21 protein-coding genes are annotated in these 20,661 nt (G+C 63.9%); 3 read left to right on the forward strand and 18 right to left on the reverse strand.

What is annotated here, in order from left to right:
- Positions 1-48: 48 nt before the first annotated feature.
- The 15 genes from G0P99_RS01120 to G0P99_RS01190 form a co-directional block, all read right to left on the reverse strand.
- Positions 49-1,176 carry a mandelate racemase/muconate lactonizing enzyme family protein gene (locus G0P99_RS01120; RefSeq protein ID WP_164126921.1) on the reverse strand — a complete coding sequence of 376 codons (1,128 nt, stop codon included), beginning with the start codon at positions 1,174-1,176 and terminating at the stop codon, positions 49-51.
- Positions 1,173-1,778 carry a LysE family translocator gene (locus G0P99_RS01125; RefSeq protein WP_164126923.1) on the reverse strand — a complete coding sequence of 202 codons (606 nt, stop codon included), beginning with the start codon at positions 1,776-1,778 and terminating at the stop codon, positions 1,173-1,175. Before G0P99_RS01125 ends, G0P99_RS01120 begins: the two co-directional genes overlap by 4 nt.
- Positions 1,772-2,770, reverse strand: coding sequence for a Gfo/Idh/MocA family protein (locus tag G0P99_RS01130; RefSeq protein WP_164126926.1), 999 nt, complete (start codon positions 2,768-2,770; stop codon positions 1,772-1,774). Before G0P99_RS01130 ends, G0P99_RS01125 begins: the two co-directional genes overlap by 7 nt.
- The gene (locus tag G0P99_RS01135) at positions 2,763-3,800 is read right to left on the reverse strand and encodes a Gfo/Idh/MocA family protein (protein WP_239059630.1); all 1,038 of its coding nucleotides are present in this window, start codon (positions 3,798-3,800) and stop codon (positions 2,763-2,765) included. Before G0P99_RS01135 ends, G0P99_RS01130 begins: the two co-directional genes overlap by 8 nt.
- The gene (locus G0P99_RS01140; protein ID WP_164126927.1) at positions 3,797-4,699 is read right to left on the reverse strand and encodes a sugar kinase; all 903 of its coding nucleotides are present in this window, start codon (positions 4,697-4,699) and stop codon (positions 3,797-3,799) included. Before G0P99_RS01140 ends, G0P99_RS01135 begins: the two co-directional genes overlap by 4 nt.
- Positions 4,696-5,589 carry a DMT family transporter gene (locus G0P99_RS01145; RefSeq protein ID WP_164126929.1) on the reverse strand — a complete coding sequence of 298 codons (894 nt, stop codon included), beginning with the start codon at positions 5,587-5,589 and terminating at the stop codon, positions 4,696-4,698. The genes G0P99_RS01140 and G0P99_RS01145 overlap by 4 nt, the downstream gene beginning before the upstream one ends.
- A 3-nt stretch (positions 5,590-5,592) precedes the next feature.
- On the reverse strand, positions 5,593-6,480 hold the full coding sequence (locus tag G0P99_RS01150; RefSeq protein ID WP_164126931.1) for an NAD(P)-dependent oxidoreductase: 888 nt from the start codon (positions 6,478-6,480) through the stop codon (positions 5,593-5,595).
- A 1-nt stretch (position 6,481) separates the two neighbouring features.
- Entirely contained in the window at positions 6,482-7,375 is an 894-nt protein-coding gene (locus G0P99_RS01155; RefSeq protein ID WP_164126933.1) for a phytanoyl-CoA dioxygenase family protein, read from the reverse strand.
- A complete protein-coding gene (locus tag G0P99_RS01160) occupies positions 7,375-8,214 on the reverse strand; it encodes a shikimate dehydrogenase (RefSeq protein WP_164126935.1) in 840 nt (279 codons plus the stop codon). Before G0P99_RS01160 ends, G0P99_RS01155 begins: the two co-directional genes overlap by 1 nt.
- Entirely contained in the window at positions 8,211-9,212 is a 1,002-nt protein-coding gene (locus G0P99_RS01165; RefSeq protein ID WP_164126937.1) for a Gfo/Idh/MocA family protein, read from the reverse strand. The genes G0P99_RS01160 and G0P99_RS01165 overlap by 4 nt, the downstream gene beginning before the upstream one ends.
- The gene (locus G0P99_RS01170; protein WP_164126939.1) at positions 9,209-10,714 is read right to left on the reverse strand and encodes a UxaA family hydrolase; all 1,506 of its coding nucleotides are present in this window, start codon (positions 10,712-10,714) and stop codon (positions 9,209-9,211) included. The genes G0P99_RS01165 and G0P99_RS01170 overlap by 4 nt, the downstream gene beginning before the upstream one ends.
- 14 nt (positions 10,715-10,728) lie before the next feature.
- Positions 10,729-11,664 carry a phytanoyl-CoA dioxygenase family protein gene (locus G0P99_RS01175; RefSeq protein WP_164126941.1) on the reverse strand — a complete coding sequence of 312 codons (936 nt, stop codon included), beginning with the start codon at positions 11,662-11,664 and terminating at the stop codon, positions 10,729-10,731.
- 12 nt (positions 11,665-11,676) lie between these two features.
- Positions 11,677-13,299: a TRAP transporter large permease subunit gene (locus G0P99_RS01180; protein WP_164126943.1), complete on the reverse strand. Its 1,623-nt coding sequence runs from the start codon at positions 13,297-13,299 to the stop codon at positions 11,677-11,679.
- Positions 13,299-14,144 carry a TRAP transporter small permease subunit gene (locus G0P99_RS01185; protein WP_164126945.1) on the reverse strand — a complete coding sequence of 282 codons (846 nt, stop codon included), beginning with the start codon at positions 14,142-14,144 and terminating at the stop codon, positions 13,299-13,301. Before G0P99_RS01185 ends, G0P99_RS01180 begins: the two co-directional genes overlap by 1 nt.
- A gap of 92 nt (positions 14,145-14,236) precedes the next feature.
- Entirely contained in the window at positions 14,237-15,253 is a 1,017-nt protein-coding gene (locus G0P99_RS01190) for a TRAP transporter substrate-binding protein (RefSeq protein WP_164126947.1), read from the reverse strand.
- 269 nt (positions 15,254-15,522) lie between these two features.
- Between G0P99_RS01190 and G0P99_RS01195 the strand changes: the two genes are divergently transcribed.
- Complete coding sequence (locus tag G0P99_RS01195; protein WP_164126949.1) at positions 15,523-16,161, forward strand: GntR family transcriptional regulator; 639 nt, start codon at positions 15,523-15,525, stop codon at positions 16,159-16,161.
- Here G0P99_RS01195 and denD read toward each other — a convergent pair.
- Genes denD through G0P99_RS01210 form a run of 3 tightly spaced genes read right to left on the reverse strand, consistent with a single transcriptional unit; the run spans position 16,158 to position 18,782 of the window.
- On the reverse strand, positions 16,158-17,129 hold the full coding sequence (gene denD, locus G0P99_RS01200) for a D-erythronate dehydrogenase (protein ID WP_164126951.1): 972 nt from the start codon (positions 17,127-17,129) through the stop codon (positions 16,158-16,160). The two genes, G0P99_RS01195 and denD, sit on opposite strands and share 4 nt — an antisense overlap.
- Complete coding sequence (locus tag G0P99_RS01205; protein WP_164126953.1) at positions 17,126-18,007, reverse strand: NAD(P)-dependent oxidoreductase; 882 nt, start codon at positions 18,005-18,007, stop codon at positions 17,126-17,128. The genes denD and G0P99_RS01205 overlap by 4 nt, the downstream gene beginning before the upstream one ends.
- 13 nt (positions 18,008-18,020) lie before the next feature.
- Complete coding sequence (locus tag G0P99_RS01210; protein ID WP_164126954.1) at positions 18,021-18,782, reverse strand: SDR family oxidoreductase; 762 nt, start codon at positions 18,780-18,782, stop codon at positions 18,021-18,023.
- Between the two features lie 95 nt (positions 18,783-18,877).
- Here G0P99_RS01210 and G0P99_RS01215 point away from each other — a divergent pair, with 95 nt between their 5' ends.
- Together G0P99_RS01215 and G0P99_RS01220 are read left to right on the forward strand one after the other, a co-directional pair.
- Complete coding sequence (locus tag G0P99_RS01215) at positions 18,878-19,909, forward strand: L-idonate 5-dehydrogenase (RefSeq protein ID WP_164126956.1); 1,032 nt, start codon at positions 18,878-18,880, stop codon at positions 19,907-19,909.
- Positions 19,906-20,649, forward strand: a complete 744-nt coding sequence (locus G0P99_RS01220; RefSeq protein ID WP_164126958.1) for an SDR family oxidoreductase — start codon at positions 19,906-19,908, stop codon at positions 20,647-20,649. The genes G0P99_RS01215 and G0P99_RS01220 overlap by 4 nt, the downstream gene beginning before the upstream one ends.
- The last annotated feature ends 12 nt before the right edge of the window (positions 20,650-20,661 follow it).

Raw genomic sequence — 20,661 nt, forward strand, 5'->3', positions numbered from 1 at the left:
CGGTTTTCAGCTTCAGTGATGTGAGTTTCGAGTTCAGGGGACCAGATGTCATCCGCGATAGGCCGCGAGGCTATCGCGGTCTATCTCGATGCCCAGCCCGGGGCCGTCCGGCACGGTTAGGATGCCCTCCACAGCCTCCAGAGGCCGGGTCAGGACCGCCTGACGGAACGGCATCTCGGTCCGGTCGAATTCGAGCATAGGGAAAAACGGTTCAGGTCGGGGCGGGTTCGGCGGCAAGGCGGAGATATAGTGCAGCGAGGCTGCCAGTTGAACTCCGGTACCCCAGACATGTGGTACCAGGCGTATCCCGTGCAGTGTGCACATGTCGGCGATACGGCGGCCTTCGGTAAATCCGCCAGTGCCGCAGATGTCGGGTTGCAGGATGTCGACGCAGCGGCGTTCGACGGGATCCTTCATGCCCCATCGCCCATGCCATGTCTCGCCCCCCGCGACCGGGATCGGCTGGCCGTTGCGGACATCGGCATAGGCGTCGAGTTGTTCGGGCAGGACGGGTTCTTCGAACCAGTCGATGTCATAGGGTTCGGCCAGACGGCCCAGCCGGATCGCCTCGATCATGTCATAGCCGTGGTTGGCGTCGATCATCAGGCGCATCTCGGGGCCTATGGCGTCCCGGCAGGCGGCAATAACCTCGAGATCCTCGTCCACGTCGAAACCAATCTTGATCTTTGCGGCTTTGAACCCTTCTGCCTTGTAGCCCGCAACCTCGGCGGCGATATCCGCTACACGGTCGCGGCCAGGTTTGCGGAACCCACCGGTCGCATAGGCGGTCACCTGTTCGCGGAACCGCCCGCCCAACAGGGTCGAGACAGGCGCGTTCCAGGCCTTGCCCCTGATATCCCACAGCGCAATGTCGATGCCCGACAGCGCAGTGATCGTCAGACCGCGCTGCCCCTGATCGCGGAAGGCGTGATAGACCTCGATCCAACGTTTCTCGGTCTCCAGCGGGTTTTGCCCGATCAGCAGCGGGGTCATGCCCTGCACTACGGCGGCGTTCAGCCGGGCAGGGCCAAGGCATTCGCCCCAGCCGGTCAGCCCGGCGTCGGTGGACACCTCGACCAGCAGATGGGAGCGCCGGTCGAAACCCGACGAGGCGCTTTCGAAACGCTGGTCCAGCTTGTGGTCGAGCAGGTGGGTGGTGATTGCGGTGATCTTCATGGCCGTATCCCGGTGAATTGATAGGCGAGTGCCAGCGCCACAACGATCAACATCGAAACGCTCATTCCGATGTTGATGGCCCGGTGGGCGCGATGGCCGAGGTCGAGTCGGCGCAAGGTGATGCCCAGCCAGAGCCACAGGAAGTGGATGGGAATCCAGATCGCGTTGACGATCAGGAACTTGAGCAGGGTTTCCGCCAATAAACTGCCTCCGCCGAAGGCAAAGCCGGAAAACAGCGTTGTGTTCACGGCATAGGCCTTGGGGTTGATCATTTGCAGCGCGATCCCGTCCAGAATGCCGGGCGGGCGGGCGGCCTCGATAAATGCAATCCGGCTTCCCGCTGTGGCGATCCGCAGCGCGAGGTACAAAAGATATGCAGTCGAGGCCACGAACAGCAGGGTGCGGATGCGTGGATCGGCCAGCAGGACGGCGGCGAGGCCCGAGACCACCGCCAGCGCCACCATGTTGGTGCCGATGAAAAGACCCAGCACATAGCGCGTGCCGGGCCGCGCGCCGAAGGCCGAACCGACACCGGCGGTAGAGAGCACGCCGGGTCCAGGTGTGATGATCAGGAAAAAGACGGCGGCGGCGAAGATCAGCATTCAGCCATCCCCTGTGCCTGAATGGCTAGATCGCAGACGGTAAACACGCGTTCCTGTGGCATGGCGGTTTCCGTCCGGTGACGGATGTCATGCGCGAGTGCGGTGAAGAAAGGCAGCCCGGCGTCGGACGCCTGCTGCTTCTCGCAGACCTCGCCGTTAACAAGGATCAGGTGGTCGGTCCCCGAGGTGCCACCCGGATCGACATACTTGCGCAACTCGATCGTGCCTGTGGTTCCGGTCACAAAAAGCCGCCCGTCACCCCAATTGGGCAGCGCGTCGGGCGTGTACCAGTCGACCCGGATATAGCCGCGTGCGCGCCCGGCCTGGAGGACGATTTCGCCAAAGTCCTGAAAGCCCGGTTCGCGAAAACAGGCGGCATGGGCCATGACCACCTCTGCTGTCTCCTGTCCAGTCAGGGCCAGAAACTGCTCGATCTGGTGTGAGCCGATGTCGGCCAGAATGCCGCCGTTGCGGTCACGGTCCCAGAACCAGTCTGGCCGGGTGGCGGCGTTCAGGCGATGCGGGCCTAGGCCAACGGTACCGATCACCTCACCAATCGCACCCTGTGCGATCAACTCCAGCGCGCGGGTCATCGCGGGCACTTCGAACCGTTCCGAGAAATCCACTGCCCAGATGCGCCCGCTCTCGTCAACCGTCCGGCGCAGTTCGGCCACGTCGAGCGCATGCAATGCGCCGGGTTTGTCACTGAGCACATCCTTGCCCGCCCGCATCGCCTGAATGGAAAAGCCCGCGCGATCAGATGGAACGGCGGCGGTCAGGATCAAGTCGATTTCGGGGTCGTCGATCAGATCTTCGGCCCGGTCCCGCCGCGGCGCGTCGGGAAAACGCGCCACAAACCCATCCAGAGTGTTCGGCGTGCCGTCGGTCTGCCAACCCGACAGCACGCAACCCGCCGCCTGCATGTGTTCGGTCATCGTATAGATATGACGGTGGTCGATGCCCACGACGCCCATCCGGATCGGTTCAGCCATCGGCCACCTCCTGCCGTTGCCCGGTTCTGGCCGAGCGTTCGATTGCCGCGATCAGCGCCTGAACCGGCAGGGCCGAGCGCGCAGTGATCGCGGGTTGCCTGCGATTGCGCAGGGCGTCTGCGAAATCGGCGATCACCGCGCGGTGCCAGTCGTGTGAGAAGGCCATCGGATCGGCGCCGCCGCCGGTGGCCGATAACGTGCCGATCTCTTCCGGCGGGTGCCCGTGCCGGTGTATGATCAGTCGGCTCGCAGCCAGACGCGCCGACCCAGCCGTACCGTTCAGGATGATCTCCTCAGCGCCGCCGGGATAGTGTGTGACCGAGGCCATGACCGAGCCCACCGCGCCCGAGCGGAAGCGCAAGGCGGCGGCGGCAAAATCCTCGGCTTCCATTTGATGCAGGGGCGAGGTGGCCGTAATGGCTTGTACATCCGCCACCTGGCCGCAGAATTGCACCATCAGATCCAGACTGTGGATCGCTTGCGTGATCAACACACCGCCACCGTCGCGGGCATAGCTGCCGCGCCCAGGCGCATCATAATAGCTCTGGTCACGCCACCATGGCACGCGCAGTTCGACAGTAGCGATCTCGCCCAGATCACCCTGTGCGAGACGGGTTTGCAGCACCAGCGACGCAGGGCGCATCCGGTGTTGCAGCAGCACACCCAGGGGCAGGTTCGCCACCTCGCAGGTTTCCACCAACGCGCGGGCCTCCTCCAGCGTGCGGGCCAGCGGTTTCTCGGTCAGGACCGGCAGACCGTGGCGCGCAAGCATTGAGATATAGGGTGCGCGGGCATCCGGCGGCGTGGCGAGGATAGCAAAGTCGAGGGTCGGGTCGGCGGCGATATCGTCTAACGAGTCCAAGACCCGTGGCCCGCCATGGCGACCGGCAAAGGCGCATGCCCGCTCGGAATTGCGAGAGTAGACAGCGGCAAGGCGGACGTCCCCGCCGGTGGCGGCAACGGCATCGGCGTGCAGGTCCGCGACCATTCCCAGACCTATCAGAACCGCATTCAACGGTTTGCCGGTCATACGTCTTCTCGTGGCAATATGGCGCCCCGGTGGCCGATCACCCGGAGCGCCAGCCCATGCCCCGCGCGCATCGCGGTGTCCTGATCGCGCCCGTCCAGCCGGGCGGCCAGATAGCCTGCGTTGAAACTGTCACCTGCGGCCGTGCTGTCGACGACGTCTGTCGCGGGATCGACCGCAAGCGGCGGTGCGCCGTTCAGCGGCAGGGGGCCGCGGGCGCCGCGCTTTAGGACGCCCTCGCCAAGTCCGTATGCGCGCAGGCGCGCAAGCACTGCCGCCTCGTCAGGATCGGCAAACAGCGCCATCTCGTCGTCGAGGCTCGGCAGGCCGATATCGGCAAGTCGCCAGGCGTCGGTCACGGTTTCCTGGGCGGTGCCCTGGTCTGACCAAAGGGCAGGGCGATAGTTGCTGTCAAAGGCGACGCGGCCGCCTGCATCGCGGTAATGCCTGAGCCAACCCATCAAGCGCGCTCGCCCCGCCGGAGGCAGAATGGCCAGTGAAATCGCCGACAAGTAAACCAGATCGAACCCGGAAAGATCGCTTTCCTCCAGCCCCGGGGGCTCCATCAGCCGCCGCGCAGCCGAATTGTCGCGCCAATAGGTGAAGCTGCGCTCGCCCTTTTCGTCGGTGCTGATGGCATAAAGGCCCGGCACGCGTGTATCGCTGCGCCGGATCAGGGTGGTATCTAGCCCTTCGGCGCGCATCATCGCGATCATCCGTTCCGACAGCACGTCGCGCCCCAGCTTGGTGCAATAGGCCACGTTAAGGGCGGGTGCGGTGCGCTTGAGGTAGATTGCGGTGTTCAGCGTGTCACCGGCAAATCCCAGACCGGCTGTATCTGGCCGGTCGGGCGACAGCGAGATCTCGACCATCGCCTCGCCAATACACAGAACGGATGTCATGTCGCGCCTCCCGGTCGGTTCTCTCGCCACCAGATGATCAGCCCCGACACCACGATAATGCCAGCGCCCACCAGAGTCATCCCATCGGGCAGGGCGCCGAATAGCAACCAGCCCGCGCCTGCCATGTAGACGAGGTAACTGTAGGAAAACGGCATCAAGAGACTCACGTCGGCATAGCGGTGGGCACGGGCAAAAATCTCGTGTCCGGTCCAGGCGAAGGCGCCAATGGCCAGATAGAGCGCCCAGGTGAGCGCACCCGAGATCGGCTGCCAGGACCAGATCGCCAGGGGAAGCAGCACCAGTGTCCCCATCGCACCGGCCCAGATCTGCATGACCTGGGTCGCCACCTCGCCCGAAAGTTTGCGAGTGATGATGGAAAACAGCGCCAAGGCGGTGGCGTTATAGACAATCAGCGCCGAGGCCCAGTGAAACCCGGCTCCGAACGGGCGCACCACGCACAGCACGCCGACAAAGCCCAGACCGATGGCGAACCAGCGCCATGGCCCGATCTTCTCGCCCAAGAGTGGCACTGCAAGCGCAGATACGATGATCGGGGACGAAAACATTATGGCGGCGGTCATGGTCAGGGACAGGTAGCGCAGTGCAACGAAGTTGCTGATCGTCGACGTAACAAGAAGAACCGCACGCAACAGCAGGAGACGGATCTGGCGCGGGGTCAGCCGGGTGCCGCGAAATGCCCGGTGGCGCATCGAGATGACCGACAGGATCAGCGCCACACCGTAGCGGGCAAAGGCCAGCTGGAACGCGCCCAGCCCGCCCAGGACCAGCCATTTGACCGAACTGTCTGTGCAGGCGAACATGAACCAAGCCGCCAGCATCATCACCATGCCCAGCCCCGCGCGGTCCTGCCGTCCTGCCAGTGCTTCCATGATCTAGCCGCCGAACCGGGCGGCGTAGAACTCGACCATCTGCGGGACCAGATCGTCGCCGCGTCCTTCGTCGATCGCCTCGGCCAGTGCGCGGCGGGCGCAGGCCGACATCAGGCTCTCGGCGTTCATGTCCTGCGCCATTTGCGCGTAATAGCCGACGTCCTTTGATGCATTGCGGATGGAAAAGGCCAGTTTCTGCGCGTCGCCGTCGATGGCATAGGCCTTGACGAAATCCATCATCCCCGAATGCAGGGGGCCCGCACTCATCACGTCATAAAGCGCCTGCCGGGGTACCTCCGCCTTGTCGGCCATGGCAAAGGCCTCGCTCATCGCGTTGGCGGTGGTCATGGCGAAGAAGTTGTTGATCAGCTTGATCGTATGGCCGGTGCCGAGCGGCCCGAGGTGGAAGACATTTTCGCCCAGGTCGTCCAGCACCGGGCGGACCTTGTCAAAGGCGGCCCTGTCGCCCGCGCCCATGATGTTGAGCTTACCCTCGCGCCCGTGGCTGGGGGTGCGGCCCAGCGGTGCGTCGAGCAACGTACAGCCATCGGCGGCGACCTGTTCACCCAGCATCCGGGTGGAGCCGGGCAGGGAGGTTCCGAAGTCGATCACCACCGTGCCGGGTCTCAATCCCGCGATGACGCCATCGGTCCCTTGCATCCGCGCTTCGACCTGCTGGGATGTGCCCATGCAGAGCATCACGATATCGCTTGCGCGGGCCAGTTGGGCGGGAGAGGCGGCTTCGACCGCACCGCGCGCGGTGGCCTCTTCGATACCGCTGCGGTCGCGGTTGCCAAGCACTGAGACGGCATAGCCGCAGTCCTGAAGCCGTGCCACCATGGCACGCCCCATCAGCCCCAGCCCGATGAATCCGATTGTCGGTTTTGCCATCTTATCCCTCCGTTATCCTGTCAAAGGCGCGGGCGGTCAGCCCGGCCTGTATCTCGTAGATGCTGCCCGCCACTGGCGGGGGTGGCAGCGGAATTCGGACCGGCACAGGTGCCAGTCTTGGCGTGATCGTGGGCCGACCGCACAGCATCCGGCTGTTGTAGTCATCGAGACTGTCGAAACGGGTCATTGACCCCATAACAGGAAAGGCGTCGGCGGCCATGATTTCGTAGAACAGCATGCGCCGGTCCCGGGTCGAACGGTTGAGCGCGGAGCCATGCACTGCCCGTGCGTGGTGGATGGAGATCGAACCCGCCGGTCCCGTCAGTGTCACCGCGTCACGCGCGTCGAGACCGCAGGCTGCAAGGTCCATCGCGCCGACAAAGTGGCCACCCGCATGATGGTCGTGGATCGGGCCTTGGTGGCTGCCGGGAAAGACCATGAGCGGGCCGTTGTCCGCAGCCATGTCGTCGATCAGAACACCCACGGCCAGCACATCGTCATTGGTATGAGGGTAAAAGGCCCAGTCCTGATGCCATTCGACCGCCGCGCCAAAACCTGCCGACTTCATATTGAGCTTGGTGGTATGCAGGCGCAGGTCGGATCCAATCAGGTCGCGCACAGGGGCAAGAATCGTATCGGAATAGAGCAGGTCTCGCATCACCGGGCTGATTTTGTGGGGCAGCTTGATGCGGCGCAGGCGCGGAGCGTCGGGGCGGTGGCTGTCCTCCAGATCAAGCCGGTCGTTCGAGGATGTCATCCCGCGCGCCTCGTCCGTGAACCGGGCAATCTCGGCGCGGATCGCGGCCATGACCGGCGGCGGCACCTGGTTTTCCAACACGATATAGCCGGTGTCGCGATAGTGGGCGATCTGTGCAGGCGACAGGACTTCGGGCATCAGGCGATCTCCTTGGGTCGGAGCGGATCCAGCAATGCGGCCAGCGCGGGGTCGGCGGCATGGCCTGACAGCGCGGCGAAACTGCCGATAGCCATGAAGCGGAAAAGGTCGAAGCCTGTCAGGCAGATGAGGCCGGAAGTTGCAGCGTTTTGCAAAAACGGGGTTTCAGCGGGTGTGTAAACCGCGTCAAAGGCCCATTCCTGCTTGTCGGTCCAGTCCGGCGAAAAGGCGCTGCGCGTGTCGGTCCCCATTCCGAGCGCCGTGGCGTTGACCAATCCGTGTGCTGCGCGTGAGGCTTGCTGTGCCGCATCCATGGCGACTGCGCGGGCCGGGGAGCCAAGTAGGTCGGCCAGCGTCGAGGCGCGGCCCGGTATTGGGTCCCAAAGCGCCACGTCCTCGGCCCCCAGTGCGATCAGCGCACCGCCAAGCGCTCCGGCAACGCCACCCGCGCCTGCCATGGCGACACGGCCTGGGCGGCGGGTGCCGAAGGTGTTGCGCCAGGCGCCCAGGAAGCCGGTGAAATCGGTGTTGTGGCCGGACAGGGTCGGGCCAAAGGTCAGGAGGTTGCAGGCTCCCAGATGCGCCACATCGGGCAACATCGCCGCGCCCGCCCAGCGGGCGGCGTCGGTCTTGTACGGATGGGTGACAGAAACCCCGGTCCAACCGGTGTCGCGGCAGCGGGCAAGGGTTGCGGGCAGGTCGAAATCCGGCAAACCCTCGGTGTCGATCAGGGTGTAATCGACTGTCAGACCATTTTCCTGCCCCAGCAGGGCCAGCGCCGCACCAAACCGCGAGCGGGACAGACCCGCCCCGATCAGGCCGCAGCGCAGGGCGGTCATTGTCGGACCCCGGCGGGCAGGGTGGCATCCTCGATCCGGAGGGTGACGTCAAGCGCGCGCAACCCGTCCTCGGCACTGACCCGGGGTTCGGCGCGGTCTGCGATCACCTCAGCAAAATGTTCCAGTTGCCGGATCAGCGGCACGCCTTCGGCGACGTCAAGCACTTGGGGTTCCGGTTTGTCATGCCAGCTTTGCGCGCCGGTCCAGGCGGTGAGCGATGGGAACTCGATCGCGCCCGCCGTGCAGGCGATGCGCAGGCTGTCTTGCGCGCTATGCGGAATGGCGGGGCTTTCGCCGGTTCCGGCCTCGAACCCCCATGGCGTCGGCGTGGTGTCCGCAAAAGCGATGGTGACGATCACACCCGAGGCGAAACGCAAAACCGCACCGCCGTGTTCGGTGCGCGCAGCACCCCGGACGGGGTTGCCGCCAAGGCCCACGACCTCGGCCACCGGGCCGAAAAGCCAGCACAGCGTATCGACATCGTGGATCAGGTTCTGCTTGACGGGGGCACCGTTCATCCCCGCGCGCCAGCCAATGTCGAAGTAATCGTCGGGCTTGCGCATGTACCACATGAGCGAAGCCCCCACAGGCTGTCCAAGTTGGCCGCTGGCGATCACCTCTTTCAGCTTTTCCACGCGCGGGTGATGGCGGCGGTGATGACCCACCAGTACCTTGCGACCCGTGTTGCGCGCGGTGTCGATGATGGATTGCGCGGCTTCGCGGGTCTCGGCCAACGGCTTCTCGACCAGCACGTCCCAGCCCCGGCGCATAGCGGCGATGGCCAGCGGCGCATGGGTCTCGGTCGGTGTGGCGATGACAAGCCCGTCGGCCTTGGCATCGACTGCGTCGATATCCGCCCAGCCCGGCGCGGTGTCATGGGCGCGGCGGGCCGGGTCGGGGTCGATGATCCCGGCCAGGGTCAGGTCCGGATGGGCCTCGATATGGGCCATGTGCCGGTGGCCGATCAGACCGGTGCCTGCGATAAGTAGACGGGTCACATCACCGCTCCGATTTGCCAGGGGACGAATTCGTAGTCGCCCAGACCCTGCGCCTCTGACTTGGACATCTCGCCCGAGGCCACGCGCAGAAACATCTCGTAGATCTCGCGCCCCTTGCTTTCGACCGTGGCCGCGCCCGACAGGATCAGGCCAGTGTCGACGTCCATATCCTCGGGCATTCGTTCGTAGAGCGTGCTGTTGGTGGCAACCTTGATGGTGGGTGCGGGTTTCGAGCCAAAGGCCGAGCCGCGCCCGGTGGTGAAACAGACAAGGTTGCAGCCGCCCGCGATCTGGCCGGTGACGCTGGCCGGGTCGTAGCCGGGGCTATCCATAAAGGTGAAGCCACGCGCGGTAACGGGCTCGGCATACTTGTAGACACCGTTCAGCGGTGTGGTGCCGCCCTTGGCGGCCGCCCCCAGCGATTTTTCCAGGATCGTGGTCAGCCCGCCCTTCTTGTTGCCGGGGCTGGGATTGTTGTCCATCGAGCCGCGATTTCGGGCGGTGTAATCCTCCCACCAGCGGATCAGGCCCACCAGTTTCTCTCCCGTCGTACGGTCGGCGGCACGCCGCGTCAGCAGATGTTCCGCACCATAGATCTCGGGCGTTTCCGCCAGCACCCCGGTGCCGCCCTGTGCCACCAGCAGGTCGCAGGCATAGCCCAGCGCCGGGTTGGCGGTGATGCCCGACCAGGCGTCCGAGCCGCCGCATTGCAGCGCAACCTTCAGTTCGGACGCGGGGCAGGGGGTGCGTAGGGCCATATTGGCGATGGGCAGCATGGCGCGCACCTTCGCGATGCCGGTTTCGATGGTACGGCGCAACCCGGCCACGTTCTGGATGTTCATGGTTTGGAAAAGCGGTCCCTGCTTCAGGCCATATGCCTCGAGCAGCCAGTCGATCTGGTTCATCTCACAGCCAAGACCCACCATCAGCACGCCCGCGTGGTTGGGGTGGCGGGCATAGCCCCACATCACCCTTTGCAGGGCCTCGAACCCGTCGCCCGAGCCCGCCATGCCGCAGCCGGTGCCGTGGACGAAGGCCACGACACCATCGACATTGGGATAGGCGGCCAGTTCCTCGGGCCCGAAGGCGTCGGCGATGCGCCGGGCGGCGGTGGCCGAGCAGTTCACCGAGGTCACCACGGCGATATAGTTGCGGGTGCCGACCGTTCCGTTTTCGCGCCGGTACCCCATGAACGTGTCCGGGGTGGCTGCCGGCGCGACCGGACGCAGATCGGTGCCGTATTCATAGGCCACATCCGTGTTGCGGAACTCGACATTGTGGGTGTGCACATGATCGCCCGGCGCGATGTCGGTGGCGGCATAGCCGATCAGCTGGGCGTATTTGCGCACCTCGGCGCCCTTCGGCATCGGGCGCATGGCGACCTTGTGGCCCGTAGGGATCTGCGTGAGAACAGTGATCCCTTCGATCTGGGTATCGGCCTCCAGCGGGCGGGTGGCGGTAACGACCGTGTCAGAGGGATCAAGGCGGACATAGGGCTTCATTTGGAACTGCTCTTTCAGGCGCAGAGCGGGCTGTCGCCCTGCCAGCGGTGGATTTGGATATGTGGTTCGGTGGCCAGCCGCGCGCGGGCCTCCACCCACATCTGCCGCCAGCGCCGCCAATCGCGCAGTTGGGTATCTGGCGCTGTACAGCTGCGGGCAACAAACGCGGGGAAATGGCTGCGCCCGGTCGGCTGGCCGCTGCGCGAGTAACGCAGGTCAAAGCTCCAGCGAATGCCGTCGGTAAGATTGGGCAGCGAGGCATGCGGGATCAACGGATCGAGCACAATGACGCCCCCTGCCGAAACCGGCACGGGCAGGGCCTGTTCGGGGTCGATCAGGCCGGGAGCGATGGCTGTTTGGCGCATCGGGCAATGGGTGAGCATCCGGTCGGCGGCGCGCGGCAGCACCTGAAGACAGCCGTTTTCGGGCGTCGCATCCGTGACCGCGATCCAGATCGTGACCATGTCGGTCTGGTCCGCCTCGGCGTGGGCCACGGCGCGGTCCTGGTGCCAGTCCGTGCCGCCCACATGGGCGCGCAATTCGTCGCGGGCCAGGTCGCGGGCGGGCGGCTTGATGCGCACGTGCTGGATCGGGCAGGAGGTGATCTCGGCCCCGATCAGCGCCTCGACCAGGTCCAGCAGGCGCGGCGCGGTGACCATGTCGAACACCGCCGGGCCGAAATGCATGGGCGTATCTGTGCGGATCCGGTCGCCGGGCAAGGAGATGTCCATCGGCTGGAACCAGTCGAGCCCCAGCGCATAGGTGGCTTTGATCTGCTCGGCAAAGTCCAGTTCACCGAACCGCTGCGACAGGTTCCAGTCCTGCAGAAGCCTGTCCATGATCGCCTGATACTCGGCGCGCACCGGGTCCAGCACATCTGGTCCCAGAACATTTTCCACGATCAGAAATCCGTTGCGGCGGAAATCGGCGATTTCAGCAGCGCTCAACATCCCGCGACTCCTCTAGAGCAGAAGCTCGATGATCGGTGGCCAGATGAGCAGCACACTCAGCGCCAGGATCTGGATGCCGATGAAGGGAAGGAACCCTTTGAAGATGTCGGTCAGCGAAATATGCGGTGGTGCCACCGATTTCAGGTAGAAGGCGGCCGGGCCAAAGGGTGGAGAAAGGAAACTGACCTGCATGTTCATACAGAACAACACTCCGAACCAGATCGACACGTTGCGCGGATTGAGTTCGCCGATCAGGCCGATATCCTCGACCGGCAGACGCTGAACGATGGGGAGGAACACCGGGATGATCAACAGCACGATGCCGACCCAGTCCATGAACGCGCCCATGAAGAGCAGGATCAGCATCATGACCAGCAGAATCAGCATGCTGGGCATCTCGGAGCCCACGATCATGTCGGCCACAAAGCGGGGGCCGCCGGCGATGGTGTAAGCGCCAGCCAATGCCGCCGCCCCAATGGTGACCCAGATGATGGTGCCCGTCGATTTCAACGTGCGCATCAGGCTTTCCCAGACCAGGTCGAACGAGGCTTCTCCCCGGAAGATCGCCAGCACCAGTACCGCCAGCGCGCCCATACCGGCAGCCTCGGTGATGCCGGTAATGCCGCCATAGATCGAGCCGAGCACCACGCCGATCACCACGATGGGGGGTACCAGGCCCTTGCCCATCGCCCAGCCGGTCGCGGTGCGGGCGCGACCGAAGACGAGAAAGATCAGCACCAGCATCAGCACAGCGGTACCGCCGAACCAGGGCAGGTAGTCGGCGGTGCCATAGGTGATCGGATCGCCCGTCTGGACGGCGTTCTGGCCGGAGAGTTCAAAGAACAGTGCCCGCAGGAACAATGCGGTCGAAAAGCCCGCTATCAGTACCGACAGGAACGCGCCGAACAGCATGGATTTCTCCAGTCCCTGCGGTTCGCCCGGGACGGGGTCGGGCAGGGGCGCATGGTCGGGGTTCAGTTGAGTGCGGATGATGATGTAGAGGATGATGAGCGAGGCCAGCATGAAACCGGGGATAAAGGCCGCAGTGAACAGCGCCTTGATCGAGGTTTCGGTGATCAGCCCGTAGATGATCAGCACGATCGAGGGCGGGATCATGGTGCCCAGCGAACCCGAGGCGCAGATCGTGCCGATGGCAAGGTTTTGGTTATAGCCGAGCCGCAGCATCTGCGGCAGCGCGATCAGGCCCAACAGCACCACCTCACCGCCGATGATACCGGACATCGCGGCCATGATCACCGCCATGATCGAGGTGACGATGGCGATGCCGCCGCGGGTGCGGTTCAGCCAGACGTTCAGGCTGTCATACATCGATTTGGCGATGCCCGACCGTTCCAGCAGTGCCGCCATGAAGATGAAGAGCGGGATGGATATGAGCACGTAATCCGTTAACAGCCCGTATATTTTCTGGGCCAGAATATTGAGTGGACCAGAGCCGGGGCGGCCAGTGAGAATGCCGTCGCCAAAGGTCCAGGGTGCCCAGAGAAGCTCTGGCTCGAACTTCATCACCAGTACCAGCACCGCAAGGATGGCCGAGGCCATGCCAAGCGGCATGCCGATGGCAAGCAGTACGATCAGGCCCATCATGAGGACCAGTGAAATGGTTCCGATATCCATCAGTTGTTCCCCACCTGGCGTTTCAGGGCCTCAAGCTCTTCGGCGTCGATATCGTCGGCGGCAGTGTGAATGACCGCTTCGGCATTCCAGTCGCTGACGAGGTTGATGATGGCCTGCACCGCGACGAGGACGACAACGACCAGCACCATCGGCTTGATCGTGGCGGGTATCGGCGGATCGAACGCTGTGCCGAAGGTCTCCCACCGATAGAGCTTGTCCAGCGCCTCGCCATATCCCCCGTAGACAAGGAAAAAGGCAAAGGTCACGATCAGCACGGTCGATATCGTGTCACAGACCCGTTGCAGGGATCGGGGCAACATATCGTACAGCAGGAAAATGCGGATATGGCTTCGCTGCTGCATCGCATAGAGACCGGCGCAAAGAAACACGAATCCCGCAAGCCAGAGCGACAGCTCATTGGCCCAGAGGGTGGCCGCGTTCAGCACGTAGCGAACGAAGACCTCGTAAAGCATGACGCAGCAGAGCACCACGATCAGCATCATGGTGACGCGGCCAACAAAGACCGACAGCCGGTCGAGCGGGCCCCAGGCCTCGAACTCCATCGGCGCGCGACGCACGGTGAGAACGCCAGCGACAAGGGTCACCGGCAGCAATAGCAGAGCCAGCCAGTCGAAAATGTCGGCGAACCCGCCGAACAGGCCGGGCATGTCGGGCGTGACATCGTTGCGTTTGAAAAGGGCGCTCAGCTTGTCGAACTGCGATGGATCCTGCGGTGGCAGGAAGTCCAGAATGAAGGCGGGCAGATGCCAGGCCAGCCAGCCCGCGCAGACGATGAACGCCAAGGGTACCAGCCATTCCACGAGACTGCCGGATCGTTGCTGCATCCGAACCTCCGCGATTGAGATTTTCTGGGATGACCGGCGGGACCCGGTACGCGGCGGGCAGGGGCGGGGTCAAAAGACCCCGCCCGCAAGCGTTATTGCTGCACCAGACCCAATTGGGTCAGATAGGCAAGGTGGCTGTCTACCAGTGCCTTGGCTTCCGGCGTGTCGGCGAATTCCGGCCAGGTGGCCTGTGCCGCGTTGCGGAACTTTTGCAGCTCGTCCGGTGCCCATTCGCTCAGCGTCACGCCATCGGCGCGCAGTTTCGCGGCCGCTTCGGCGTTGGCCTTTTCAAAGGTCAGCGCGGTGCGCAGCGCCAGGGCCTCCATCGCGACCTTCATGATCTTCTGGTGATGCGCGGGCATAGCGTCGAACACTGTCTTGTTGCAGGCCAGATGGTCGGACGGCATCGAGTGGAAGCCCGGGAAGTTGGCGTATTTCACGATGTCGTAAAGACCAAGACCGACGTTGTTGGCCAGGCCCGACGCATCGGCGCCATCGATGATCCCGGTCTCAAGCGCGGTGAAGATCTCGGTAAAGTCCATCACGATCGGCTTGGCGCCCAGTTTCTCGAAGATCTTGGTCTCCATGCCCGGGGGCGAGCGGAATTTCCAGTCCTTGAAGTCGTCGACTTTGGTGATGGGTTTCGACGAGGCAAAGCTCTCCTGTCCGTAAACCCACCAGCCGATCAGCTCCATTCCGTACTTGTTGTAGAGCGGTGCCGCTGCTTCGAGACCGCCGCCGAAATACAGCCAGCTGAGCTGCTGATAGGGGGTCGAATAGCCGCCCATGATGTCGCCGACGAACTGGAAGGCCGAGTTCTTGCCAGTCTGATAACCGCCGCCGGTCATGTCGCAGTCGAGAATGCCGGTGGCTGCCGCGTCGAATGTCTCGACCGATTTCACCACCGAAGACGAGTAGAACATCTCGACTTCGATCTCACCGTTGGACATGGCCTGGATGTCTTCGACATAGCGGGCCGCCAGTTTGCCCGACACCGTTTCCGGCGCATAGTGGGTCTGGATGCGCAGCTTGGTCGTATCGGCCGATGCAGCACCCGCGAACAGCGCCAAGGTACTGGCGGCCACGGCCGCCATGCGAATGAGTTTCATGTTTCTCCTCCCGTTGCACGAATAGACCCCACCGGGCGCGTTTTTTGTCTTCGCCGAGGGGTGTCGCACCGCAAAGCCTAGCAATCGTGCGCCCTCATGCCAACAATAATTTCGGAAATCTGAAAAATTTTGAAAATCCTTGAAACTTCCAATAATGCGGCGCATCATGATTTGAGGTTGCAAACGGGCCGGGACAGGGCGCGCAGATGCAGTTAGATACAGCCGAACGACACACAAACGGATCCGGGGCATCCGGCATGAATCAGAAAATGAAGATAGAAACGGCTGATATTTACGATGATCTGCATCGCAAGCTGATGACGGCGGTCATCAAGCCGGGCGAGCGCCTCAAGCCCGCGGATCTTCAGGGATTATATGGAGTTTCCGCCAATACGGTGCGTGATGTTCTCATGCGCCTTTTGCCCACCGGGCTGGTCGAATTTGAGGAACAACGCGGCTTTCGGGCCTCGCCCTCCTCCTCCGAGCGGCGCAGCGATGTGACACGGTTCCGAATCCTGCTGGAGCATGAGGGCGCAGAGCGATCCATTCGGATGGGCGGGCTGGAATGGGAGGCGTCTCTGTCCGCAGCGCATCACAAGCTGAGCCATATCGAAAGTCAGATCGCCCATGTCACGGACGTGTCGCCCTACATGGACGTCTGGTCCGATGCCGAGATCGGGTTTCACACCACGCTTATCGCTGCCTGTGGGTCTCCCATATTGATGGAGACCTATGACCGGATCTATACGCTGTTCCGACAGCAGGTCGTCGGCGCCGAGCGGGATTTTGGTGCGAACTACTTCGAGGCCATCATCAGAGAGCACAAGGCGATCGTCGACGCGGCGCTGGCCCGGGATGTCAATCGGTGCAAGGCGGCGATCGTCGATCACTTGGCCAGATCGCTCTAGCCCCGATGCAGATCGTCCTCCAGATAGATGCGGATGATCTCGGCAAAGTCGCTTTCGGCGGCGAATCCCAGTTTCCGGGCGCGAGCGGCGTCAAAGTCGCGTGGCCAGCCCTGGACGATGCGCTGGACGGTCTCATCCGGTTCCGACCGGATCAGCGACACGACGTTGTTTCCAGCGATGGCGCGCAGCGCCTCGATCTGCTCGGCGACGGTGCAGGAGACACCCGGCATGCTGAGCGCGCGGCGGTCTTGCAACCGATCCAGATCCATGGTGGACGCATGGCGCAGGAAGCCTACGGCCGCGCGCGGCGATGCGTGCCAGTGACGCACTGTGTCGGGCACGGGCAGGATCGCTTCCAGCCCGTTCAACGGTTCGCGGATGATGCCCGAGAAAAAGGACGAGGCGGCCTTGTTCGCCTTGCCGGGGCGCACGCAGATGGTCGGCAGGCGGATCGAGATGCCGTCGACAAATCCCTTGCGCGAGAAATCGGTCAGCATCAATTCGTTGCACGCCTTCTGCGCGCCATAGGACGTCAGCGGCGCGCTGAGGAACTCGTCGCCGATCTTGTCGGGATAGGGTCCGCCAAACACCGCGATGGACGAGGTAAAGACAAAGCGGGGGCGATAGCTGCCGCCCGAGGCCAGGTGTTCGGCGCGCAGAGCTTCGAGCAGGGTCCAGAAGCTTTGCATATTGGTGAGCCAGCCCAGCTCGAAATCGGCCTCGGCCTCTCCCGAAACGATGGAAGCGAGGTGAAAGATCACTTTTGGCCGCGCGGCGGCGAGACGACGCATGGCAAGCGGGTCGGTGACCGAGCCGCGAATCTGCTGCCCCGGCGCACCGGTTTCGGGGAAACCGATATCGAACAGGGTGACGGGCGCGCCTTCATGTCCTGTCAGGCCGTGATCGGCAAGAGAATGGGCCAGTTTCTGCCCGACCATTCCCCCGCCACCAAGGATCAGAATACTCATCTGCCGGTCTCCAACTGGTTGAGGTCACAAAGCTCCATGAACAGAGCGGAGTGGTCAAGTTCTCCACCGGCCATCTCGTCGCGCAGCCGAACAAAGCGGCGCCGGGTTTCCTGGGTCGCGGGCAGGGTCAGGCCCAGGCTTGCGGCCTCGCCCAGTACATTGTCGAGATCCTTGATCTGGAGCCGGGTAAACCCGCCCGGCGCGAAATCCCGCGCGCTCATGCGGGCGCCGTGCTGTTGCAGGATGGTGCTGTCAGCGAACCCGCCTTTGAGCGCGTCGCGCACCGCCGCCGGATCGGCGCCGCCACGTTCCAAGAGCAGCATTGCCTCGGCCACGGCCGAAATCGAGATGGCGACCACCGCCTGGTTGGCAAGCTTGGCCAATTGGCCCGATCCGCTGGGGCCGACCAGTACCGGGCGGCCCATAGCGTCCAGCGCCGGGAGTGCGCGGTCGAAGGTATCCGCCGCGCCACCCGCCATGATGGCCAGCGTACCTGCCTCGGCCCCGCGTGTCCCGCCCGAAACGGGCGCGTCCAGATGGGCGACGCCCAGCGGTGCAAGACCGCGCGCATGGGCGCGGGATTCCTCGGGCTTGGCCGAGGACATGTCCACCCAGATCGAGCCGGGGGACAGAGCCTGCCGCAGGGCCGGGTCCGACAGGATCGCCTCGGTCGCAGGCCCATCGGCCAGCATCGAGATCACCAGGTCCACCCCAGCCACAACCCGGTCAGGCGAGGCAGCGACCGTGGCGCCGTCTGCTGCCAGCGCCTCGGCCTTTGCGATAGTCCGGTTCCAGACGGTGACGGTATGGCCTGCCTTCAACAGGTTGCGCACCATATGCGCGCCCATCAGACCGGTGCCCAGAAAACCTATCTGCATCTCTCGTCCTCCCCTACAACGACGCGGTTATGCCGCCATCGACAAACAGCGTGTGGCCGTTCACGAATGTGGCGGCGTCCGAGGACAGAAAAACCGCCGCGCCCACCAGCTCCTCGACATTGCCCCAGCGACCCGCAGGGGTGCGCTTGGCCAGCCATTCGGAAAAGGCCGGATCATCGACCAGTGCCTGATTGAGCGGTGTCTTGAAGTACCCTGGCGCGATGGCGTTGACCTGAAGCCCGTGTTTTGCCCAATCGGTCGCCATGCCCCGCGTCAGGTTGCGGATTGCACCCTTGGTAGCGGTATAGGGGGCGATACCCGGACGGGCGAGTTCGCTTTGCACCGAGGCGATGTTGACAATGCGCCCGCGACCGCGCGCGATCATGTGGCGGGCAACCGCCTGGCCGACCAGAAAGGCGCTTTTGACATTGGTGGAGAACAGGGCATCCCACCGCTCTTCGGGAAAATCCTCAAGCGCCGCGCGGTGCTGCATCCCGGCGTTGTTGATCAGGATGTCAAGCGGAGCCTCGGCCTCGATACCTGCAATGGCGGCGGTCACGGCGTCACTGTCGGTGACGTCAAAAGCGGCGGTTGCCACCTCATGCCCTTCGGCGTTCAGGGTTTTGGCGGCCTCGTCCAGACGCGTCGCGTTGCGTGCGTTCAGCACGACCGAGGCGCCGTGCTGCGCCAGCCCGCGCGCCAATGCCAGGCCGATACCCATGCTGGAACCCGTGATCAAGGCCCGGCGACCCGTAAGATCGAACAATCCGCTCATTCCGCTTCCTCCCCTGTTCGGCGTCACTCTAGGAGCGTGTTTGCGGAAACACTAGTCCGCCCGTCGCCGACTGGGCGGGCAAGGGAGTATCTGCAATGAGAGCCGTCGTTCTGCATGCCCCGCACGATCTGCGGGTCGAAACCCGCGCCGTGCCGGGACCGATTGAGGGGATGGTTCATGTGCGTATCGAAGCCGGAGGAATCTGCGGCTCGGACCTGCACTATTATCAGCATGGCGGGTTCGGCACGGTGCGGATGATCGAACCGATGATCCTGGGTCATGAGGTGGCAGGCCGGGTCCTGTCGGCCCCGGGCGATGGGGGTCTGAAGGAGGGCGATCTTGTCGCCGTCTCGCCCAGCCGCAATTGTGGCACCTGTCAGTATTGCCGCGCGGGGCTGGAGATGCATTGCGAAAACATGCGGTTCTACGGCTCGGCGATGCCGGTGCCGCATATCCAGGGCGCCTTCCGGGACGAGATACTGGCTCGGCCCGATCAGTGTCACAAGCTGCCCGCCCATGTTCCGCCGACCCACGCAGCCTGTGCCGAGCCGCTGGCGGTGGTGCTGCACGCGCTGGAACGTGCCGGGCAGCTTGAAGGTCGCCGGGTGCTGGTCACCGGCTGTGGCCCGATCGGCGCGCTGGTGTTGCTGGCGGCAAAGGCGGCGGGAGCGGCCGAGGTGGTGGTGACCGATGTGATGGACGTAGCTCTGGAACGTGCCCGCTTGATGGGCTCCGACCGCGCGATGGACGCCACGCAACCCGGTTGGAACGCCGAGTTTGCCAGCGGCAAAGGGTATTTCGACGTGATGTTCGAGGCGACAGGCGTTGCCAGCGCCTTCAACGACGGATTGGCCTGCCTACGCCCACGCGGGGTGATGGTGATGCTGGGCCTCGGCGGCGAAATCGGCTTCAACCGGAACCTAGCCATCGCGCGCGAAATCGACCTGCGCGGTTCCTTCCGGTTCCACCATGCCTTTGGCGACGCGGTCGCGGCTATCGCCAGTGGCCGGATCGACGTGACACCGATCCTCAGCGGCAGCTTTCCTTTGTCAAAGGCGCGCGAAGCCTTTGACCTGGCCGGCGACCGTACCCAATCAATGAAAGTGCATCTGGATTTTTCGACATGACACAAAGACTAGCAGGCAAGACGGCGCTGGTGACAGCCGCCGGACAGGGGATCGGACGGGCTACGGCGCTGGCTATGGCCGCCGAGGGCGCAAAGGTGTTGGCGACCGATATCAACACCGAAATGCTTGCGGCGCTGAAATCGGACGCGGCGGGAGATCTGGAGGTGATGCGGCTCGACGTGCGCGATAATGCGCAGGTGGCCGAGATCGTCAGTGGAGCGAACCCCGACATCCTGTTCAACTGTGCGGGCTTCGTGCATCACGGCACCATCCTGGATGCTACGGATGAGGATTGGGATTTTGCCTTTGACCTCAACGTGCGATCGATGTTCCGCACGATGAGGGCGGCGCTGCCGGGGATGCTGGCACGCGGCAACGGGTCCATCATCAACATGTCTTCGGCGGCCTCGTCTATCATCGGTGCGCCGAACCGGTTCGTCTACGGCGCCACCAAGGCGGCGGTCATTGGAATGACCAAAGCGGTGGCCAAGGATTACATCACCCAAGGCGTGCGGTGTAACGCGATCTGCCCGGGAACGGTGGAAAGCCCCTCGCTGCATGACCGGCTGCGCGCCACGGGTGACTACGAGGCGGCGATGAAGGCGTTCGTCGCACGCCAGCCCATGGGCCGGATCGGCAAGGCCGAGGAGATTGCCGCGCTTGCGGTCTATCTCGCCTCGGATGAAAGTGCGTTCACGACGGGGCAGGCGCATATCATCGACGGCGGCTGGGCCGGTTGAACGGGGAGAGGA

It is taken from the genome of Ruegeria sp. PrR005, from assembly GCF_010500245.1.
GTDB classification, from domain to species: Bacteria; Pseudomonadota; Alphaproteobacteria; order Rhodobacterales; family Rhodobacteraceae; genus Ruegeria_B; species Ruegeria_B marisflavi.

Bases quoted from the DNA above. Each gene is read 5' to 3' on its own strand.
- G0P99_RS01155 (WP_164126933.1), bottom strand. From the start codon at position 7,375: ATGCCCGAAGTCCTGTCGCCTGCACAGATCGCCCACTATCGCGACACC.
- G0P99_RS01190 (WP_164126947.1), bottom strand. From the start codon at position 15,253: ATGAAACTCATTCGCATGGCGGCCGTGGCCGCCAGTACCTTGGCGCTG.
- G0P99_RS01125 (WP_164126923.1), bottom strand. From the start codon at position 1,778: ATGCTGATCTTCGCCGCCGCCGTCTTTTTCCTGATCATCACACCTGGA.
- G0P99_RS01130 (WP_164126926.1), bottom strand. From the start codon at position 2,770: ATGGCTGAACCGATCCGGATGGGCGTCGTGGGCATCGACCACCGTCAT.
- G0P99_RS01170 (WP_164126939.1), bottom strand. From the start codon at position 10,714: ATGAAGCCCTATGTCCGCCTTGATCCCTCTGACACGGTCGTTACCGCC.
- G0P99_RS01175 (WP_164126941.1), bottom strand. From the start codon at position 11,664: ATGTTGAGCGCTGCTGAAATCGCCGATTTCCGCCGCAACGGATTTCTG.
- G0P99_RS01120 (WP_164126921.1), bottom strand. From the start codon at position 1,176: ATGAAGATCACCGCAATCACCACCCACCTGCTCGACCACAAGCTGGAC.
- G0P99_RS01185 (WP_164126945.1), bottom strand. From the start codon at position 14,144: ATGCAGCAACGATCCGGCAGTCTCGTGGAATGGCTGGTACCCTTGGCG.
- G0P99_RS01135 (WP_239059630.1), bottom strand. From the start codon at position 3,800: ATGACCGGCAAACCGTTGAATGCGGTTCTGATAGGTCTGGGAATGGTC.
- denD (WP_164126951.1), bottom strand. From the start codon at position 17,129: ATGAGTATTCTGATCCTTGGTGGCGGGGGAATGGTCGGGCAGAAACTG.
- G0P99_RS01150 (WP_164126931.1), bottom strand. From the start codon at position 6,480: ATGGCAAAACCGACAATCGGATTCATCGGGCTGGGGCTGATGGGGCGT.
- G0P99_RS01210 (WP_164126954.1), bottom strand. From the start codon at position 18,782: ATGAGCGGATTGTTCGATCTTACGGGTCGCCGGGCCTTGATCACGGGT.
- G0P99_RS01215 (WP_164126956.1), top strand. From the start codon at position 18,878: ATGAGAGCCGTCGTTCTGCATGCCCCGCACGATCTGCGGGTCGAAACC.
- G0P99_RS01145 (WP_164126929.1), bottom strand. From the start codon at position 5,589: ATGGAAGCACTGGCAGGACGGCAGGACCGCGCGGGGCTGGGCATGGTG.
- G0P99_RS01140 (WP_164126927.1), bottom strand. From the start codon at position 4,699: ATGACATCCGTTCTGTGTATTGGCGAGGCGATGGTCGAGATCTCGCTG.
- G0P99_RS01220 (WP_164126958.1), top strand. From the start codon at position 19,906: ATGACACAAAGACTAGCAGGCAAGACGGCGCTGGTGACAGCCGCCGGA.
- G0P99_RS01160 (WP_164126935.1), bottom strand. From the start codon at position 8,214: ATGACCGCCCTGCGCTGCGGCCTGATCGGGGCGGGTCTGTCCCGCTCG.
- G0P99_RS01195 (WP_164126949.1), top strand. From the start codon at position 15,523: ATGAAGATAGAAACGGCTGATATTTACGATGATCTGCATCGCAAGCTG.
- G0P99_RS01205 (WP_164126953.1), bottom strand. From the start codon at position 18,007: ATGCAGATAGGTTTTCTGGGCACCGGTCTGATGGGCGCGCATATGGTG.
- G0P99_RS01180 (WP_164126943.1), bottom strand. From the start codon at position 13,299: ATGGATATCGGAACCATTTCACTGGTCCTCATGATGGGCCTGATCGTA.